The organism is Streptomyces sp. NBC_00096 (genome assembly GCF_045041305.1).
Classification (GTDB): Bacteria; Actinomycetota; Actinomycetes; order Streptomycetales; family Streptomycetaceae; genus Streptomyces.
This window is the reverse complement of record NZ_CP108221.1, coordinates 442,015-460,022: the sequence shown is the minus strand read 5'-3', so window position 1 is coordinate 460,022 and position 18,008 is coordinate 442,015. Positions and strand designations below refer to the sequence as shown.

The window sequence follows — 18,008 nt, the reverse complement described above, 5'->3', positions numbered from 1 at the left end:
ACACTAGACTGGCGGGTTGTTTGGCGCTGGAACGGAACAACCCGGGCAAACCTGGGCTCCGCCGGCGACCCGGGAGACGTCGCCGGGAACGAAACGCGAGGGCCGATGGCAGCCACACCTGAGCACGGTGAACTCACCCTGCTCGACACCGGGGACACGCGCGAGGACTCCGGCAAGTCCGCCCGGTTCTCCGCCGGACCCGCCGCACCGGCACGGACCCTCGTCGACGTCTTCGAGGCCTCCGTACGGGCGTACCCCGACGAACTCGCCCTCGACGACGGCACCGTCCGGCTGACCTACCGGGCGCTGGCCGCCGAGGTCGAGCGCCGCCGGCGCGCCCTCGCGGCCGCCGGAGTGGGGCTCGGGGACCGGGTCGGCGTCCGGGTCCCGTCCGGGACCAACGAGCTGTACGCGGCCATCCTCGCGGTGCTCGCCGCCGGCGCCGCCTACGTACCGGTCGACGCCGAGGACCCGGACGAGCGCGCCGAGCTGGTGTTCGGCGAGGCCGGGGTGCGCGCGGTGCTCGGCGGCGGGCAGCGCATCGAGGTCACCGGCCTCGCGGAACCCGGCGCCCGCGCGGCGCGTCCGGGGCCCGGGCACGACGCGTGGATCATCTTCACCTCCGGCTCCACCGGCAAGCCCAAGGGCGTCGCCGTCAGCCACCGCAGCGCCGCCGCCTTCGTGGACGCCGAGGCCGCGCTGTTCCTCACCGAGGAGCCGATCGGACCCGGCGACCGGGTCATGGCCGGACTGTCCGTGGCCTTCGACGCCTCCTGCGAGGAGATGTGGCTGGCCTGGCGCTACGGTGCCTGCCTCGTGCCCGTGCCCCGCGCCCAGGTGCGCAGCGGAGCCGACCTCGGCCCCTGGCTGGTGGAACAGGAGATCTCGGTGGTCTCCACGGTGCCGACCCTGGCCGCGCTCTGGGAGCCCGAGACCCTCGGCGAGGTCCGGCTGCTGATCTTCGGCGGCGAGGCCTGCCCGCCCGAGCTGACCCAGCGCCTGGTCACCGAGGGGCGCGAGGTCTGGAACACGTACGGCCCCACCGAGGCCACCGTCGTCGCCTGCGCCTCCCTCCTGACCGGCGAGGAACCCATCCGGATCGGCCTCCCGCTGAACGGCTGGGAACTGGCCGTCGTCGACGAGTCCGGTGAGCCGGTGCCCATGGGCGGCAGCGGCCAGCTCGTCATCGGCGGCGTCGGCCTGGCCCGCTACCTCGACCCCGAGAAGGACGCCGAGAAGTACGCCCCGCTGGAATCCCTCGGCTGGGAGCGCGCCTACCGCAGCGGCGACCTCGTCCGCGCCGAACCGGAAGGGCTGGTCTTCCTCGGCCGCGGCGACGAGCAGATCAAGCTCGGCGGCCGCCGGATCGAGCTCGGCGAGGTCGACGCGGCCCTCCAGGCCCTGCCCGGCGTCGCCGGCGCGGCCGCCGCCGTACGCACCGCGCGCAGCGGAAACCAGCTGCTCGTCGGCTACCTGGTCACCCAGGAGGGCTGGGACCACGCGTCGGCGGTGACGCGGCTGCGCGCCGAGCTGCCCGCGGCGCTCGTACCGCTGCTCGCGCCGGTCGACGAGCTGCCGACCCGCACCTCCGGCAAGGTGGACCGGGCCGCGCTGCCCTGGCCGCTGCCCGAGCTGGAGGGCGCCGGACCCGTCGAGCAGCTGTACGGCACCGAGGCCTGGCTCGCCGAGCAGTGGAGCGAGACCCTCGGCGTGACCGTGACCGGCGCCGCCGACGACTTCTTCGCGATCGGCGGCAGCAGCCTGGCCGCCGCCCAGCTCACCACCCGGCTGCGCACCCGCTACCCCAGCGCGGCCGTGCTCGACATCTACCAGCAGCCCACCCTGCGCAAGCTGGCCCGGCACCTGGAGAAGTCCGCACAGGACGACGGCGCGACCCGGACCGTCGCCCCCGTACCGCTGCGGACCAAGGTGGTGCAGTCGCTGCTGCTCCTCCCGCTGTTCACCCTGGTCGGCCTGCGCTGGACGGTGGCGCTGCTGGCGCTGGGCAACGTATTGCACCTGTTCGGGTCCTACCCGTGGGCACCGGCCGCCTCCTGGTGGCTCGTCGCCGCCGGCGCCGTGCTGCTCTTCAGCCCGCCGGGCCGCCTCGCGATCGCGGCCGGCGGCGCCCGCCTGCTGCTGCGCGGGGTGAAGGCGGGCCGCCACCCGCGCGGCGGGAGCGTACACCTGCGGCTGTGGACCGCCGAGCGGCTGGCCGAGTACGCCGGCGCCACCTCGCTCACCGGCTCCTGGCTGGAGCGCTACGCGCGGGCCCTCGGCGCCAGGATCGGCCCCGAGGTGGACCTGCACTCGCTGCCCCCGGTCACGGGCATGCTCAAGCTCGGCCGCGGCTGCGCCGTGGAGTCCGAGGTGGACCTGCGCGGGCACTGGCTGGACGGGGACCGGCTCGTGATCGGCCCGGTCAAGGTCGGTGCGGGCGCCGTGGTCGGCACCCGGAGCATGCTCTTCCCCGGCGCCCGGGTCGGCAAGCGCGCCGAGGTGGCCCCCGGCTCCGCCGTCACCGGCCAGGTCCCGACCGGCCAGCGCTGGGCCGGAGCCCCCGCCGTCAAACTCGGCAAGGCCAAGCACAACTGGCCCAAGGAGCGCCCGCCGCGCGCGGTCCGCTGGCGCGCGATGTACGGGGCCACCGGCTTCTACCTCACCGCCCTGCCCGTGCTCGCCACCCTGCCCGCCCTGCTCGTGGTGAGCCGGTTCGTCTCCCCCGACGCGGGGTTCGCCCCGGCACTGCGCGGAGCACTGCTCGCCGTCGTGCCCGGAGCCCTCGCCTTCGGATTCGCGTACGCGGCCCTCCTGCTGGTCTCCGTACGGCTGCTCAGCCTGGGGCTGCGTCCGGGAGTCCATCCGACGCACAGCCGGGTCGGCTGGCAGGTCTGGACGGTCACCCAGCTGATGGACCTGGCCCGGGAGACGCTCTTCCCGCTGTACGCCGGGCTGATCACCCCCGTGTGGCTGCGGCTGCTCGGCATGAAGATCGGCCGGGGTGCGGAGGTGTCCACCGTGCTGGCGCTGCCGAGCCTCACCACCGTGGGCGAGGGCGCGTTCCTCGCCGACGACACCCTGACCGCCCCCTGCGAGCTGGGCGGCGGCTGGGTGCGGATCGGGCACTCCGAGATCGGCCGCCGGGCGTTCCTCGGCAACTCCGGCATGACCGCGCCCGGCCGCAACGTGCCGGACGACGGGCTGGTCGGCGTGCTGTCCGCCACCCCGAAGAAGGCCAAGAAGGGCAGCTCGTACCTGGGCCTGCCGCCGATCCGGCTGCCGCGGTCCGCCGCCGACGCCGACCAGAGCCGCACCTACGACCCGCCCGCGCGGCTGCTGTGGGCGCGCGGGCTGGTGGAGCTGTGCCGGCTCGTCCCGGTGTTCTGCTCGGCCGCGCTGGCCGTCCTGACCGTGGCGGCGCTCTGCGCGCTGACGCGGACGGACGGCCTGGGCGTCTGGGGCGCCGCGCTGCTGTCGGGAGCGACCCTGCTGGCCGCCGGAACGGCCGCCTGTGTGGTCACGATGGCCGCGAAATGGCTGCTGGTGGGCCGACACCGGGTGGGAGCGCACCCGCTGTGGAGCGGCTTCGTGTGGCGCAACGAGCTCGCCGACACCTTCGTCGAGGTACTGGCCGTGCCCTGGCTGGTCGGCTCGGTGCCCGGCACCCCGCTGCTGGCCCTCTGGCTGCGCGGGCTGGGGGCCAGGATCGGCCGGGGCGTATGGTGCGAGAGCTACTGGCTGCCCGAGACGGACCTGGTCGTCCTGGGTGACGCGGTCAGCGTGAACCGTGGCTGTGTGCTGCAGACACACCTCTTCCACGACCGGATCTTGAGGACGGATACTGTGGTCCTCCGTGAGGGCGCCACCCTGGGCCCGGGCGGAATCGTCCTGCCCGGGAGCACGGTCGGTGCCCGCAGCACACTGGGTCCCGCCTCCCTCGTGATGGCCGGGGAATCCGTCCCCGCCGACACCCGCTGGCTGGGCAATCCGATCGAGGCGTGGCGGTCCTGAAGGGGCCAGAACGGAAGCGGCAGTGAGCGGCCAGAAGACAGCGGCATCGGACCCGTACTTTCCGGCCAACGGCGACCCCCGTTACCGCGTGCACCGGTACGAACTCGCTCTGGAGTACCGTCCCGGCCCCAACCGGCTGGCCGGGACGGCCCGGCTCAGCGCGATCGCCGGGCGGGCGCCGCTCACCGAGTTCCACCTGAACCTGGCCGAGTTCAAAGTGGGCCGGGTCCTGCTGAACGGCCGGGCCCCGCACTACAGCCACCGGGCCGGCAAGCTGCGGATCCTGCCGCCCAAGCCGCTGCCCGCCGGTGCCGCCTTCACCGTGGAGGTCCACTGGGCGGGCAACCCCAAGCCGGTGCGCAGCCCCTGGGGCGGTCTCGGCTGGGAGGAACTGACGGACGGCGCGCTCGTGGCCAGCCAGCCCGTCGGCGCACCCTCCTGGTACCCCTGCAACGACCGGCCCGCCGACAAGGCCTCGTACCACCTCTCGGTCAACACGCCGTCCGCCTACACGGTGGTGGCCGGCGGCCGCCTCCTCACCAGGACGACGAAGGCCAGCACGACCACCTGGGTGTACGAGCAGTCCGCGCCGACCTCCAGCTACCTGGTGGGCCTGTCCATCGGCATGTACCAGACGGTCCTGCTGGGCGACCCCGGCCTCGGCGGGGTCCCGCAGAGCGCCCACGTACCGGCGCACCTGCTGCCCCGCTTCTCCCGCGACTTCGCCCGGCAGCCCGCCATGATGCGGCTGTTCGAGGAACTCTTCGGCCCCTACCCCTTCGGGGAGTACGCGGTCGTCGTGGCCGACGAGGAACTGGACGTACCGGTGGAGGCCCAGGGCCTCTCCCTGTTCGGTGCCAACCACGTGGACGGCGTACGCGGTTCCGAGCGCCTGATCGCCCACGAGCTCGCGCACCAGTGGTTCGGCAACAGCGTGACCATCGCCGACTGGCGGCACATCTGGCTCAACGAGGGCTTCGCGAAGTACGCCGAATGGCTCTGGTCGGAGCGCTCCGGCGGCCGCACCGCGCACGACCTGGCCGCCGCCGCACACCGCCTGCTGTCCGCGCAGCCCCAGGACCTGCGGCTGGCCGACCCGGGCCGCAAGCTGATGTTCGACGACCGCCTGTACCAGCGCGGGGGCCTCGCCGTGCACGCCGTCCGCTGCGCCCTGGGCGACGGAGCCTTCTTCCGCATGCTGCGCGAGTGGACCTCCGCGCACCGCCACGGCGTGGTGACCACCGCCGGCTTCACCGCCCACGTGGCCCGCTACGCGCTCGAGCCGGTGGACGAGCTGCTCTCGGCCTGGCTCCACGAGCCCTCGCTCCCGCCCCTGCCCCCGAACCGGACCCTCCGGCCGACCCCGTCGATGCCCCCGTACCCGCCCACGGCGGGCGACCCCACGGGACGCGGCATGGCCTCCGCGTAACGGACGGGGTTAGAGTGCGGCAACGCCCTTGACCTGCGTACGCGGGCAGGGAGCAGACACCTCGGGAGCTTCCTCATGTTTCGCACCATGTTCAAGTCCAAGATCCACCGCGCCACTGTCACCCAGGCCGACCTGCACTACGTCGGGTCCGTGACCATCGACGCCGATCTGCTGGACGCGGCGGACCTGCTGCCCGGCGAGCTCGTGCACATCGTCGACATCACCAACGGGGCGCGGCTCGAGACGTACGTCATCGAGGGTGAGCGCGGTTCGGGCGTCATCGGGATCAACGGGGCCGCCGCGCACCTCGTGCACCCCGGTGACCTGGTCATCCTCATCAGCTACGCACAGGTGGACGACGCCGAGGCGCGGGTGTTCCAGCCGCGCGTCGTGCACGTCGACGCGGACAACCGCATCGTCGAGCTGGGCGCGGACCCGTCCGCCCCGGTGCCGGGAACGGATCAGGAGCGCAGCCCCCACGCGGTGGCTGTCTGAGGGGAGTCGGGACCATGCCGCAGAACGAGCCGATCGAGATCGTGGACGACCGCAAGTCCGGGAGGCTGCTGGCCGTCGAGGACGGGGCGGTGGTCGGTTTCATCGCCTACTTCGTGCTCGCCGAGGCCCCCCACGCCCTCGTGGCGGTCCACACCGTCGTCGAACCGGGGCACGAGGGCCGCGGGATCGCCGGGAACCTGGTGAAGACCTTCTACGGGATCGCGGCCGGGGAGGGCGTACCCGTGGTGCCCCTGTGCCCGTATGCCGCGAGCTGGGCCGCCAAACACCCCGATCAGGCGCCCGCGGCGCCGGCCGGGGTGGTGGCCGCCGCCAAGGCGCAGCTCGACTCGGACTCCGATCTGTGGTGACTCCGCTGACCCTGCTGCACACCTCGCCGGTGCACGTCCCGGTCTTCGACGCCCTGCGGGACCGGAACCACCCCGGAGCCGTCCTGCGGCACCTGGTGGTTCCGGAACTGCTGGACCGGGCCCGCGCCGAAGGGCCGCAGTCGGTGGCCCCGGAACTGCGGAAGCTGCTCGAGGGCGCGGGCGGGCCCGTGCTGGTCACCTGCTCCTCCATCGGGGGGACCGCGGAGGGCCTGGCCGCGGACACCGGAGTCCCGGTCCTGCGGGCGGACCGGCCGATGGCTGCGGCCGCGGTGCGCGGTGGCAGCGGTAGCGGCGGCCGCACGCGGATCGTCGTGCTGGCCACGGTGGAATCGACCGTCGGCCCGACGCGGGAACTGCTGGCCGAGGAGGGCGCGGGCCGTTCGGTGGAGATCCGTACGCACCTCGTGGCCGGGGCCTGGGACCGCTTCGGGGCGGGGGACATCGCCGGCAGCCACCGCCTCGTCGCGCAGGCCGCCGACGCCGTCACGGACGCGGACGTCATCGTGCTGGCCCAGGGCTCGATGGCCGGGGCCACGGAGCTCGTCACGACCCGGATACCCATCCTGACCAGCCAGGCCTCCGGTCTGGCCGCGGGGCTGGAGTTGCTGGAGGGCGTCTAGGCCGTCTCTTTCGGGGCATGCCCGCCGGAATCGGGGGAACATGGGCTGCATGGTGCGAAAGTCAGAAGAGACCCAGCCCCCGGCCCCCGGCCCCGGGCCGACCCCGCAACCCGGGCCGCTCCCGGTGCCCGATCCGGTTCCGCAACCCGACCCGGCCCCGGTGCCCGATCCGGTCCCGCAACCCGCTCCGGTCCCGCAGCCCGACCCCGTCCCGCAGCCCGACCCGGTCCCGCGCCCCGTGCCGCCCGAGCCCGTCCCCTTCCCGGAGCCCGACCCGGTGCCGGCGCCTCCGGGGCCCGCGCCCGTGCCGCAGCCCGGGCCCTGGAGCTGAGCGGACTCAGAGGCCTCAGGTGCCTCTGCGCCCTCAGCCGCCTCGGCGGCCTCAGACCGTACGGACCTCGGAGCGGTCACCGCTCCACAGGGTGTGGTACGAGCCCTCGCGGTCGGTGCGCCGGTAGGTGTGCGCCCCGAAGAAGTCGCGCTGGCCCTGGGTCAGGGCCGCCGGGAGCCGCTCCGAGCGCAGTGCGTCGTAGTACGCCAGCGAGGCCGCGAAGGCCGGTACCGGAATGCCCTGGCGGACCGCCGCCACCAGCACCTCGCGCCAGTCGTGCTGCGCCGCGCCGATCTCCCCGGCGAAACCGGCGTCCGCCAGCAGGCTCGGCAGCTCCGGCCGGGCGTCGTACGCGGCGCGGATCCGGTCCAGGAACGCGGCCCGGATGATGCAGCCGCCGCGCCACAGCGAGGCCACGGCGCCCGGGTCCACGCCCCAGCCGTACTCCTCGCTGCCGGCCTGGATCTGATGGAAGCCCTGCGTGTACGAGACGATCTTCGAGGCGTACAGGGCCTGCTCCACCTGCGCCGCGAAGGCGTCCGCGGCCTCGGCGGACAGCGGCGCGGCCTTGGGGCCGGCCAGCTCCCGGGCGGCGGTACGCAGGTCGCCGTGGCCCGAAACCGCGCGGGCGAAGACGGCCTCGGCGATGCCCGACACCGGCACGCCCAGGTCGAGGGCGATCTGCACGGTCCAGCGGCCGGTGCCCTTCTGCTCGGCGGCGTCGGCCACGACGTCCACGAACGGCAGGCCGGTCGAGGCGTCCGTGTGCGCGAGCACCTCGGCGGTGATCTCGATCAGGTAGGAGTCCAGCCGGCCCTCGTTCCAGGAGCGGAAGGTCTCGGCGATCTTCGCGGGGGAGTAGCCGGCCACCTCGCGCAGCAGGTGGTAGGCCTCGGCGATGAGTTGCATGTCGGCGTACTCGATGCCGTTGTGGACCATCTTGACGAAGTGGCCCGCGCCGTCGGGGCCCACGTGGGACGTGCAGGGCGTACCGTCGGCGGCCTTCGCGGAGATCTTCTCCAGCAGCGGGCCCAGGGAGGCGTACGACTCCTCGGAGCCGCCGGGCATGATGCTCGGGCCGAGCAGCGCGCCCTCCTCGCCGCCCGAGATGCCGACGCCCACGAAGTGCAGGCCCTGCTCGCGCAGCTCCTTCTCGCGGCGGCGGGTGTCCTCGAAGTGGGCGTTCCCGCCGTCGATGATCACGTCGCCCGGCTCCAGCAGCGGGGCGAACTCGCGGATCACCGCGTCGGTCGGCTCACCGGCCTTCACCATGATGATCAGACGGCGCGGGCGCTCCAGCGCGTCCACGAACTCCTTCGCGCTCCCGGCGGCGATGAAGGAGCCCTCGTGCCCGAACTCCTCCACGAGCGCCGTGGTCTTGGCGGTGGTGCGGTTGTGGACGGCGACGGTGAAGCCGTTGCGGGCGAAGTTCCGGGCGAGGTTGCTACCCATCACCGCGAGTCCGGTGACGCCGATCTGGGCCGTACTGCTGCTCATTGCGTGCGCTCCTGAGTGCTTCGACAGTGCATTCGGCGTGCGGCGGAATGCAGGAACACCGACGCTACATCGGTGGAGATCATCAGCGGCGTCCCACATTCGGCGCGAAATCAACTTCCGCTCCAACGTGTCTTGTTGTGTGCCTTGTCATGTTCTGGTCGCGGCGTTAAGTTGCGGGGTTCCTGATGTCTTCGATGGGGGCTCCCATGGGTGTACGGGGCCGGCACCGCCGGTATCAGCCGAGCAGCATCAACCGTGCCTCGCTCGTCGTCACCGCGGGCGGCGCCGGCATCGCGCTGCCCCTGATCGGCGCCGGGGCCGCGCACGCCGCCTCGGTGGACACCTGGAACAAGGTCGCCGCCTGCGAGTCCACCAGCAACTGGCACATCAACACCGGCAACGGCTATTACGGCGGACTGCAGTTCAGTCAGAGCACGTGGCGCGCGTTCGGCGGTACCGCGTACGCCGCCCGCGCCGACCTGGCGACCAGGGACCAGCAGATCGCGGTGGCGGAGAAGGTGCTCAAGGGGCAGGGCCCGCAGGCCTGGCCGGTGTGCGGGAAGCAGGCCGGACTCAGCCGCAGCGGCCCGGCGCCCGCCTCCGGTACGCAGCCCAGGCCGGCCGCCCCGGTCCAGCAGGCGAAGGCCGCCGCTCCACAGAACGCCCCGCAGGCCGCATCGCAGAGCACGCCGCAGAACGCCCCGCAGGGCTCGGCGCCCAGCCCGACCGGGACCTCCGTCCTGCCCAACCCGTACGTGGTCGCGCCGGGGGACTCGCTGTCGGCGATCGCCACCGACCAGCACGTGCAGGGCGGCTGGCAGTCCCTGTACGAGACCAACCGGGCCGTCGTGGGCGGCAACCCGGACCTGATCTTCCCCGGACAGCGGCTCACCCTGCGCGTCACGGCGGCGCCGCCCGCGCCGCCCGCCCAGAATCCCGAGAAGCCGCCGCGCACGGCGGAACCCGTCACGCCCGTGGAACCGGTGGCGCGGACGCCCGAGACGAAGCCCGCCGAGAAGCCGGCGGAGAAGCCCGCCGAAAAGCCGCAATCCCCGTCGGGCGCCTTCTTCGCCCCCGTCGACGCCGGGCTCGGCACCGCGTACCACGTCGCGGGCGCCTCCTGGTCGAGCGGCTACCACACCGGTGTCGACTTTCCCGTGGCGACCGGCACCACCGTCAAGGCCGTCGGCAGCGGACAAGTCGTCTCAGCGGGGTGGGCCGGTGCGTACGGGTACCAGGTCGTCATCCGGCACGCCGACGGCCGGTACTCCCAGTACGCGCACCTGTCGGCGCTCTCGGTCAAGGCCGGTGCGCAGGTCTCCGGCGGGCAGCGCATCGGCCGCTCCGGCTCGACCGGCAACACGACCGGACCGCACCTGCACTTCGAGATGCGCACGGGACCCGGCTACGGCACCGACATCGACCCGCTGAAGTACCTGCGCGGCCGCGGCGTCGACATCTGAGGTCCGGTCCGGGACCGCGGCATCCCGAGCCTGGTCGGGGACCACGACGGGACTACGGGCCGGGTCCGACGGCGCGGGCGCGGGGGCTTCGCGGGGCGAGACGGTGAGCAGGACGAGCCCGGCCCCCGCCAGGGCCGCGCTCGCCAGCGCGGCGGCGGCTCCGGCCGCCCCGTAGCGGAAGCCCTCGTCGAAGAGCACGATGCCGACCGCCGCCGCGACCACCGGGTTGGTCACCGTCACGGTGGCCAGCGGCGCGGTCAGCCCGGCGCCCCGGTAGGCCGCCTGCGACAGCAGCAGCCCCGCCGCCGCCAGCGCGGCGATCGCGGTCAGCTCCGGCCACAGCGGGACCAGCGCGTCCGGGGCGAAGCCCTCGGCCACCGACTTCGTGAACACCGAGGCCATGCCGAAGGCCGCACCGGCGGCCGAGGCCAGCAGCACGCTGCGCGCGGCGGCCCGCCGTACCCGCCGGGAGGCCAGGAACAGCACGGCCGCCCCGGCCCCGGTCACCGCCAGCAGCAGGCTCTGCTCGCCGCCCGTCAGGGTCTGCCCGTCCCGGCCGTCGCCGCCCGTCAGGGCCAGCAGCCCGGCCAGCCCGGCCGTGGCCAGTACGGCCCCGCGCCAAGCGGCGGCGCGCGCCCGGCGCCGTACGAACACGGCCGCCATCGGGAGCGCGAAGACGATGGTGAGCGCCCCGAGCGGCTGCACCAGGCTCAGCGGCCCGTAGGCCAGCGCCATCACGTGCAGCAGCGCGCCCAGGCCGTTCAGTGCGACGGCGGCGTACCAGGCGCCCTGGCGCACGGGGGCGTAGGGCCGGCCCGCCGTACGGGACGCGACCCGCTCCTGGACGATCGCCCCGCCCGCGTACGCCACGGCGGACACGAGGCAGAGCAGGACCGAAACGGCGAGGGCACTCATAAAAGTCACAATGCCTGACCAGGCAGAGCTATTCCTCCACCTACAGGCGGGGACATGTACGGCTTGAGGACTACTCCGTACGCAGTAGCCCGGAGCGGTGCAGTGCGTTTGTCTTCCCGCCGGGGGGATCCGTACACTAGCCCTTTTGGGGACTTCCGCAGCCGGCGGATGCGGACGAGTGATCAAGGAACGACTGCGGGTATGACGGTGACCGAAGACAGCCAGGAGCACGGCCACGCCTTCGGGCCCGGCATCGACCCCGACCGCCTGGCCCTCTGCCTCGGCGTGCTCGACGAGCTGGACAAGCTCGACGTCGACCACCCGGACGCGATCACCGTGCGCCGTGCCACCGCCGGTCTCTACCGCACGGTCAAGCAGCGCCGCCGCCAGGACCGCCGCGCCGCCAAGACCGCCAACGACAAGGCCGTCACCGAGGCGACCGCGACCGGCTCCGCCGAGCGCATCGACGACGAGACCCAGGGCAACGCCCTGACCGCCGCCGCCAAGGGCCCGATCGCCGGAATCCTGCAGCGCCCGCGCTCCTGCTACGTCTGCAAGACCCGCTACGTCGAGGTCGACGCGTTCTACCACCAGCTCTGCCAGGACTGCGCCGCCTTCAACCACGCGCGCCGCGACGCCCGCACCGACCTGACCGGCCGCCGCGCCCTGCTCACCGGCGGCCGCGCCAAGATCGGGATGTACATCGCGCTGCGACTGCTGCGCGACGGTGCGCACACCACGATCACCACCCGCTTCCCCGGTGACGCGATCCGCCGCTTCAAGGCGATGCCCGACAGCTCCGAGTGGCTGCACCGCCTGAAGATCGTCGGCATCGACCTGCGCGACCCGGCCCAGGTCGTGGCGCTGGCCGACTCGGTCGCCGCCGAGGGCCCGCTCGACATCCTGATCAACAACGCCGCGCAGACCGTGCGCCGTTCGCCCGGCGCCTACAGCGAGCTCGTCGCCGCCGAGGGCGCCCCGCTCCCGGCGGGCGAACTGCCCGCCTCCGAGGTCATCGGCACCTTCGGCAGCGGCACCGTCGACCGCGTCGCCGCGCTGCCCACCGGCAAGGGCGAGAAGCTCAGCGCCCAGGACATCACCGAGCTCGCGCTGGTCTCCGGCTCGGCCTCCCTGGAGCGGATCGCCGCCGGCACCGCGATCGACGCGGGCGGTCTGGTCCCCGACCTGCACGACACCAACAGCTGGATCCAGACGGTGTCCGAGGTGGACCCGATCGAGCTGCTCGAAGTGCAGCTGTGCAACTCCACCGCGCCGTTCATCCTGATCAGCAGGCTCCGTCCGGCGATGGCCGCCGCCGAGGCCGGCCGCCGCTACGTGGTCAACGTCTCGGCCATGGAGGGCGTCTTCAGCCGCGGCTACAAGGGCGCCGGCCACCCGCACACCAACATGGCCAAGGCCGCGCTGAACATGCTGACGCGCACCAGCGCCCAGGAGATGTTCCAGAAGGACCAGATCCTGATGACCGCCGTCGACACCGGCTGGATCACCGACGAGCGGCCGCACCCGGACAAGATCCGCCTCGCCGAGGAGGGCTTCCACGCCCCGCTGGACCTGGTCGACGGCGCGGCCCGGGTCTACGACCCGATCGTCCGCGGCGAGGCCGGCGAGGACCTGTTCGGCGTCTTCCTCAAGGACTACGCGCCCGCCAACTGGTAGACCGCGTCGCGGCGTCCGCCGAAGTCCGCACGCGTGCCCGCCGACGGTCCGCACGTGCGCCCGCCGCGTCCGTACGTCAACCGCGCGCCCCCGGTTCCTCCCACGAGAGGGCCGGGGGCGCGCGGCGTTTCACGCCGTGCGGTCGCAGGCCCCGGCCGCGACCAGTTCCAGCACCGGCCGCCAGTCCTCCAGTACGCCCGCGTCCAGTCCCGCGGCCCGGCCCGCTTCGGCGGCGTGGCTCAGGGAGTCGACATCGGGATCGGCCCCGTGGGGCGGCGCGCCCGGCACGTGCAGCCGTACCAGCCGGGCCACCCGCTCGCCCAGCAGCGGACGGATCACCTCCGCCGGCTGGTCGATCAGCAGCCCCGCGACCTGGAGTTCCTTGTCGGAGGGGTGCGAGCGGCGCAGCAGCGCCGCCGCCCGCATCCCGTGGCCGTCACCGGGCCCGCTCCGCAGCAGGTCCATCAGTTCCCCGACGCTTCCGACGACCGCCGGCACTCCGTACTTCGCCACTGTCGTTCCCTCCGTCGCCCAGACCGCGCATCACCCGTATGGCGCCGTCGAGCAGATCATTCCCGTGCGACGTGACTGCGTGCGAGGTGATGAACTCATGGCGAAAACAAGCGGACCAGTGTGGATTTTACCTTTCCATCGAGCGGGGGTGCGCTCATATGTGTACTCTGAGCGCCATGAGAGCCCCACCCGGGCCCTCGCTCCACCAAGGCGCCACCGCGTCCGGAAACCCTTTATTCCTGCTACCGGCGAGCGGTCCGCGCCCGCCGGGTTACGCGACACAAAGGAGTGCGCGGTGACACCAGAAATGACGAAGACCGACCAGGTCACGAGGGAACGTACGGGGTCGCGAAGCGGTAAGCGCCCCGAGACGCTCGGCAACCTGGAGGTCTGGGCCCGATCAGCCCCGATCCGCCTCGCCGGCTACGAGGACGACCTCGCCGAGCCGCACATCCTCCCCGGCATCGACTAGCCGGCGCCCCACCCGAGTGTTCCGAGCCCCCGCTGCCGACGACCGGCGGCGGGGGCTCGGAAGTTCCCGGGACCGGTACGCCGTCGGCGTCATCGCTGTGGGCGATCACGGGTTACGGGCGGCCGCGCTCCCGGGCAGGCTGACCGGCATGAAGCTGCTGATGCTGGATGGTACCGAATTCGTCGGGCGCGCGATCACCGAAGACGCCCTGGACCGCGGCTGGGAGGTGACCGTCTTCCACCGCGGGCACCACGCGCCCCCCGCCGGCACCAAGGGCCTGCACGGGGACCGCACCGCCCCCGGCGGCCTGGACGCCCTCGCCGAGGAGGAGTGGGACCTCGTCGTCGACACCTGGGGCGGCGCCCCCACCGCCGTGCGCGACACCGCCCGGCTGCTCGCCGGCCGGGCCGGCCGGTACGCGTACATATCCAGCCGGTCCGTGTACCGGTACCCCGCCCCGGCGGGACTGGCCGAGGACGGCCCGCTGGTCGACGGCTCGCCCGACGCGGGCGCCGTGGCCTACGCCGAGGACAAGCGCGGCGGTGAGATCGCCGCCGCGGACGCCTTCGGCGACCGCGCCCTGCTGGTCCGCGCCGGGCTCATCCTCGGCCCCTACGAGAACGTCGGCCGGCTGCCCTGGTGGCTGAACCGCACCGCCCGGGGCGGCCCGCTGCCCGCCCCGGGGCCGCGCGAGCTCCCGCTCCAGTACGTGGACGTGCGCGACCTCGCGCGCTGGACCCTCGACGCCGCGGAGGCCGGGCGCGAAGGACCGTACAACCTGGTCTCCCCGGTCGGCCACGCCACGATGGGCAGCTTCCTGGAAGCCTGCGCGAAGGTGACCGGCGGCGGCGCCGAGCTGCGCTGGACCGATCCGGCCCGGATCGGGGAAGCGGGCGTGCAGCCCTGGACGGAGCTTCCGGTCTGGCTGCCGGAGGGAGAGCAGCACGACTTCATGTACGGCGGCGACGTGACCAAGGCGCTCGCGACGGGCCTGGTGTGCCGGCCGGTCGAGGAGACCGTCGCCGACACGTGGGCCTGGCTCGGGACCCTGGGCGGGGTCGCGCCGCAGCGCACCGACCGGCTGTCCCCCGGGATGAGTGCGGAGCAGGAGGCCGTACTCCTCGGCGCTCAGGGCTCGTAGGACTCCGACGACCGGGCACCAGGTGACGGGGACGGGGACGGGGCCGCGAGCCGGGTCGGCGGGAGGTATTCGCGCACCAGCGTGCGGTGCCACCACGCCCCCGTCTCGCGGAGCTCGCGCCAGGTCGTGAACCGGTAGCGGTACAGCCGCGCCCGGACGTAGCGCGGCGGCGCGTCCGGGAAGGGGTTGTACCGGATCAGCCGCAGCGTGTCCCGGTCTCCCGCCAGCAGCCGTTCCACGAACGGACCGAACCAGTCCCGGGCGTAACCGGGGGAGAGCGCCGCGAACCACATGAGCCAGTCGAGGCGCAGGTGGTACGGGGCGAACTGGCGGGGGATCCGGCGCACGTCGCCCGGCTTGCCCCTGAACCCGTACTCCCGCCACGCGCCGTCCTCCCGGGGCACCCGGTCCGCGGTGCCCTCCACCACCACCTCCTCGCGGATCCGGCCCACCGTGCCGAACGCCCCGTAGGTGTTGACCAGGTGGAGGGGGTCGAAGGACCGGTTCATCACCTGGCGGCGCGAGACCATGTTGGCCACCGGATGCCGGCTGAGCACCAGCACCAGCACGGTCAGCGCGCACACCGCCGCCACGTACCAGAGCGGCCCCTCCCGGGAGGCGGCCGGCGGCGGGGCGCCCGCGAACGCGCTGAAGTCCACGGCCGGCAGCGCCGCCGTGATCGTGATCCAGTTCAGCCAGGCGAAGTTCCCCGACAGCACCAGCCACAACTGGGTCGCCACGATGGTCCCGGCGGCGTACGAGGCCACCGGCTGCGGGGCGAACAGCAGGACCGGGACGACCAGCTGGGTCACGTGGTTGGCGGCGCACTCCGCCCGGTGCAGCGGCCTCGGCAGATGGTGGAAGAACCAGCTCAGCGGACCGGGCATCGGCTGCGTCTCGTGGTGGAAGTAGAGGCACGTGAGCCGCCGCCAGCAGGGGTCGCCGCGCATCTTGATCAGCCCCGCGCCGAATTCCACCCGGAAGACCACCCAGCGCAGCAGCCACAGCACCGCCGCCGGCGGCCCGGCCCCCGCGTTCCCGAGGAAGACGGCCAGGAAGCCGACCTCCAGCAGCAGCGACTCCCAGCCGAAGGAGTACCAGGTCTGTCCCACGTTCACGACGGACAGGTACAGCGCCCACAGCAGCGCCCACATCGCCATCGCCGCGCCCAGCGGCACCGCGTCCCCGGCCCCCGCGGCGAGCGCCGCCGCCAGCGCGGCGCCGGCCCAGGCGCAGGCGACGAAGAACCGGTCGGAGTAGTGGAGGTGGAACAGGCTCGGGGCGCGGCGGAAGGGCGCGTACCGCAGGTACCGCGGCACGGGCAGCATGCCGTGCGTCCCGATCAGTGCCCGGAACTGCAGGGCGGCCCCGGTGAAGGCGACGAGGTAGACGCCGGCCAGGGCCCGCTGGAAGATCAGCCGCCCCAGCCAGTATCCGGGCGCCGTGAACCAGTCCATCCCGTCCAGTATCCGGCCGGGCGGGCGCCCGTGGCGAGTCCCCGTACGTACCGCCCGAGGCGGCAAGCGTAGGCCTGCTGGAGGAAGGGGAGGACCGGGCCCGCCAGGCGGGTGTACCAGCTGCCCGGACGGCTGAAGGCGTTCACCTCGAACCACACCGAGCCGTCCGCCTCCATGTCCACCACGAAGGACTCCTCGCCGCGCGCGGGATGCCCGGCCAGCGTTCCGTAGGCGAAACCGATCCGCCGGGGCTCGTACGCCGTCCAGACCACCTCGCACGGGGCGTCGATCCGCAGCCGTCCCACGCCGATCCCGACCACCACCCGGTCGCCCGTCCGGACGGGTTCGCCGCCGGCCGTGACGAGCATCCCCGAGGCCCGGTGCGCCCGGAAGGTGGTGACGGCGGCGCCGGCGGCTTCGAGTACGGCCCGCCCGTACCCGATGCGGGTGCGGTGGTGGGTGATGCCGTAGCCGGCGGGCAGCGGCCGCCGGGCCGTGGCGCCCCGGTCGGGGTGGTTGAAGGTGCTGCGGGCTGCGCTGGTGAGGCGGGTCATGCCGTGATCTCCGTTCGGTCTGTTCGGGCGGCCCGGCCGGCCCGGGCCGTTCGGCCGGGCCGCCCGGGGGCCAGGCGGCGCCAGGCCAGCAGTGAGCACAGGGCGAATCCGAGGGCGTTGCCGAGACCGTGGGTCGCGGCCATCCAGGTCAGGGTGGGGTGCACGACCCCGGTGGCCTCGCCGAGCGCCCACCACAGGGCGAGCAGCATGGTGGCCACCAGGACGGCCGCCGAGGTGCCCAGCAGCGCGCCGGTGACACGGTCCCGACCGGCGGCCCCGGGGCGGACGTCCCGCCAGGTCAGCAGGGCCACCGCCCACATGCCGCCGGTCAGCGTCACCGCGCCCACCAGCTCGGCCCAGTCGTCGACGAAGTAGCCGAGGAGGACGAGCAGCGTCCCGGCCGGGACGCTGTACGCCGCCCAGCGCGCGAGGGCTCCGGAGGTGGTGGCCGACCGGCACACCAGGCCGGCGACCAGGGCGGCGGTGAACCCGGCGAAGTGGAAGTGCGGCACGGTCAGGGCGAGGATGTCGAGGTCGAAGCCGAAGAGCCGGTATCCGGCGCGTTCGGCGACCAGCGCGGTCCCGGCGACCGAGGGCGCCGCCAGCGCGGTGAGGACGGCCACCTCGGCGGGGGTCGGGCTCCGCCGCCCGGGCGGGTCGCTCCGCGCCGGCGGGGCCGAAGCGGGCCGGGCCGGTGTGCGCGGGGTCAGGGTCCGAGCCGCGAGGACCAGGGCCCGCGCCGCGAGGCTCAGGGTGGCCGCCGCGTAGAGTGCGGCGAGGGCCGTGGCGGGCGCTCCGCGCGGCATCCAGAGGCATATAGCTCCGGGGGCCGCGAAGAGGGGCCAGAGCCGGGCCGTCCGGCCGAACCGGACCGGATCGATCAGGCGCAGGCCGGTCGGGACGACGTAGAGCATGCCCAGCGTGACGATCAGATTCACCAGCACGGTCACCGTGCACTCCCCTCCACGGAACGAACGCTTTGAACGCGTTCAACTCACGATCGTGAGCCTAGACGGTCTCTTGAACATGTTCAAGATGCTGTCC

General features: G+C 73.6%; 14 protein-coding genes and 1 pseudogene. 9 read left to right on the top strand and 6 right to left on the bottom strand.

All coding sequences use genetic code 11. The features are described 5' to 3' along the window. The first annotated feature begins 105 nt into the window (after window positions 1-105). From OG904_RS02085 to OG904_RS02065, 5 genes are all read left to right on the top strand, one after another. Window positions 106-4,011, top strand: coding sequence for a Pls/PosA family non-ribosomal peptide synthetase (locus tag OG904_RS02085; protein ID WP_405486733.1), 3,906 nt, complete (start codon window positions 106-108; stop codon window positions 4,009-4,011). Between the two features lie 22 nt (window positions 4,012-4,033). After that, window positions 4,034-5,440: a M1 family metallopeptidase gene (locus OG904_RS02080; RefSeq protein ID WP_405486731.1), complete on the top strand. Its 1,407-nt coding sequence runs from the start codon at window positions 4,034-4,036 to the stop codon at window positions 5,438-5,440. Between the two features lie 75 nt (window positions 5,441-5,515). After that, complete coding sequence (gene panD / locus OG904_RS02075; protein WP_328302091.1) at window positions 5,516-5,935, top strand: aspartate 1-decarboxylase; 420 nt, start codon at window positions 5,516-5,518, stop codon at window positions 5,933-5,935. Window positions 5,936-5,949: 14 nt separating this feature from the next. Next, window positions 5,950-6,303: a GNAT family N-acetyltransferase gene (locus OG904_RS02070; protein ID WP_405486728.1), complete on the top strand. Its 354-nt coding sequence runs from the start codon at window positions 5,950-5,952 to the stop codon at window positions 6,301-6,303. Further along, entirely contained in the window at window positions 6,297-6,944 is a 648-nt protein-coding gene (locus OG904_RS02065; RefSeq protein ID WP_405486726.1) for an arylsulfatase, read from the top strand. Before OG904_RS02070 ends, OG904_RS02065 begins: the two co-directional genes overlap by 7 nt. A 382-nt stretch (window positions 6,945-7,326) precedes the next feature. On the opposite strand, the gene gndA is transcribed toward OG904_RS02065, so the two are convergent. Continuing rightward, window positions 7,327-8,772, bottom strand: coding sequence for an NADP-dependent phosphogluconate dehydrogenase (gene gndA / locus OG904_RS02060; RefSeq protein WP_405486724.1), 1,446 nt, complete (start codon window positions 8,770-8,772; stop codon window positions 7,327-7,329). Window positions 8,773-8,978: 206 nt separating this feature from the next. Between gndA and OG904_RS02055 the strand changes: the two genes are divergently transcribed. After that, window positions 8,979-10,235, top strand: coding sequence for a transglycosylase family protein (locus OG904_RS02055; protein ID WP_405486722.1), 1,257 nt, complete (start codon window positions 8,979-8,981; stop codon window positions 10,233-10,235). 192 nt (window positions 10,236-10,427) lie between these two features. Here OG904_RS02055 and OG904_RS02050 read toward each other — a convergent pair. After that, window positions 10,428-11,150: pseudogene (locus tag OG904_RS02050) on the bottom strand (DMT family transporter); the annotation flags it as partial. Between the two features lie 201 nt (window positions 11,151-11,351). Between OG904_RS02050 and OG904_RS02045 the strand changes: the two are divergent. Beyond that, window positions 11,352-12,827 (top strand): SDR family NAD(P)-dependent oxidoreductase, encoded by a 1,476-nt coding sequence (locus tag OG904_RS02045; RefSeq protein ID WP_405486720.1) that lies wholly within the window; start codon window positions 11,352-11,354, stop codon window positions 12,825-12,827. Window positions 12,828-12,956: 129 nt separating this feature from the next. Here the strand turns inward: OG904_RS02045 and OG904_RS02040 are convergent, their stop codons facing one another. Further along, the gene (locus OG904_RS02040; protein ID WP_405497702.1) at window positions 12,957-13,292 is read right to left on the bottom strand and encodes a hypothetical protein; all 336 of its coding nucleotides are present in this window, start codon (window positions 13,290-13,292) and stop codon (window positions 12,957-12,959) included. 343 nt (window positions 13,293-13,635) lie between these two features. Between OG904_RS02040 and OG904_RS02035 the strand changes: the two genes are divergently transcribed. Continuing rightward, the gene (locus OG904_RS02035) at window positions 13,636-13,812 is read left to right on the top strand and encodes a hypothetical protein (RefSeq protein ID WP_405486718.1); all 177 of its coding nucleotides are present in this window, start codon (window positions 13,636-13,638) and stop codon (window positions 13,810-13,812) included. A gap of 148 nt (window positions 13,813-13,960) precedes the next feature. After that, complete coding sequence (locus OG904_RS02030) at window positions 13,961-14,953, top strand: NAD-dependent epimerase/dehydratase family protein (RefSeq protein WP_405486716.1); 993 nt, start codon at window positions 13,961-13,963, stop codon at window positions 14,951-14,953. Here OG904_RS02030 and OG904_RS02025 read toward each other — a convergent pair. The 3 genes from OG904_RS02025 to OG904_RS02015 are packed head-to-tail and all read right to left on the bottom strand — an operon-like array spanning window position 14,941 to window position 17,914. Beyond that, the gene (locus OG904_RS02025; RefSeq protein WP_405486714.1) at window positions 14,941-16,410 is read right to left on the bottom strand and encodes a lipase maturation factor family protein; all 1,470 of its coding nucleotides are present in this window, start codon (window positions 16,408-16,410) and stop codon (window positions 14,941-14,943) included. The two genes, OG904_RS02030 and OG904_RS02025, sit on opposite strands and share 13 nt — an antisense overlap. After that, the gene (locus OG904_RS02020; RefSeq protein ID WP_405486712.1) at window positions 16,368-16,964 is read right to left on the bottom strand and encodes a DUF1990 family protein; all 597 of its coding nucleotides are present in this window, start codon (window positions 16,962-16,964) and stop codon (window positions 16,368-16,370) included. The genes OG904_RS02025 and OG904_RS02020 overlap by 43 nt, the downstream gene beginning before the upstream one ends. Continuing rightward, window positions 16,961-17,914, bottom strand: a complete 954-nt coding sequence (locus tag OG904_RS02015; protein ID WP_405486710.1) for a YndJ family protein — start codon at window positions 17,912-17,914, stop codon at window positions 16,961-16,963. The genes OG904_RS02020 and OG904_RS02015 overlap by 4 nt, the downstream gene beginning before the upstream one ends. Window positions 17,915-18,008 lie beyond the last annotated feature (94 nt).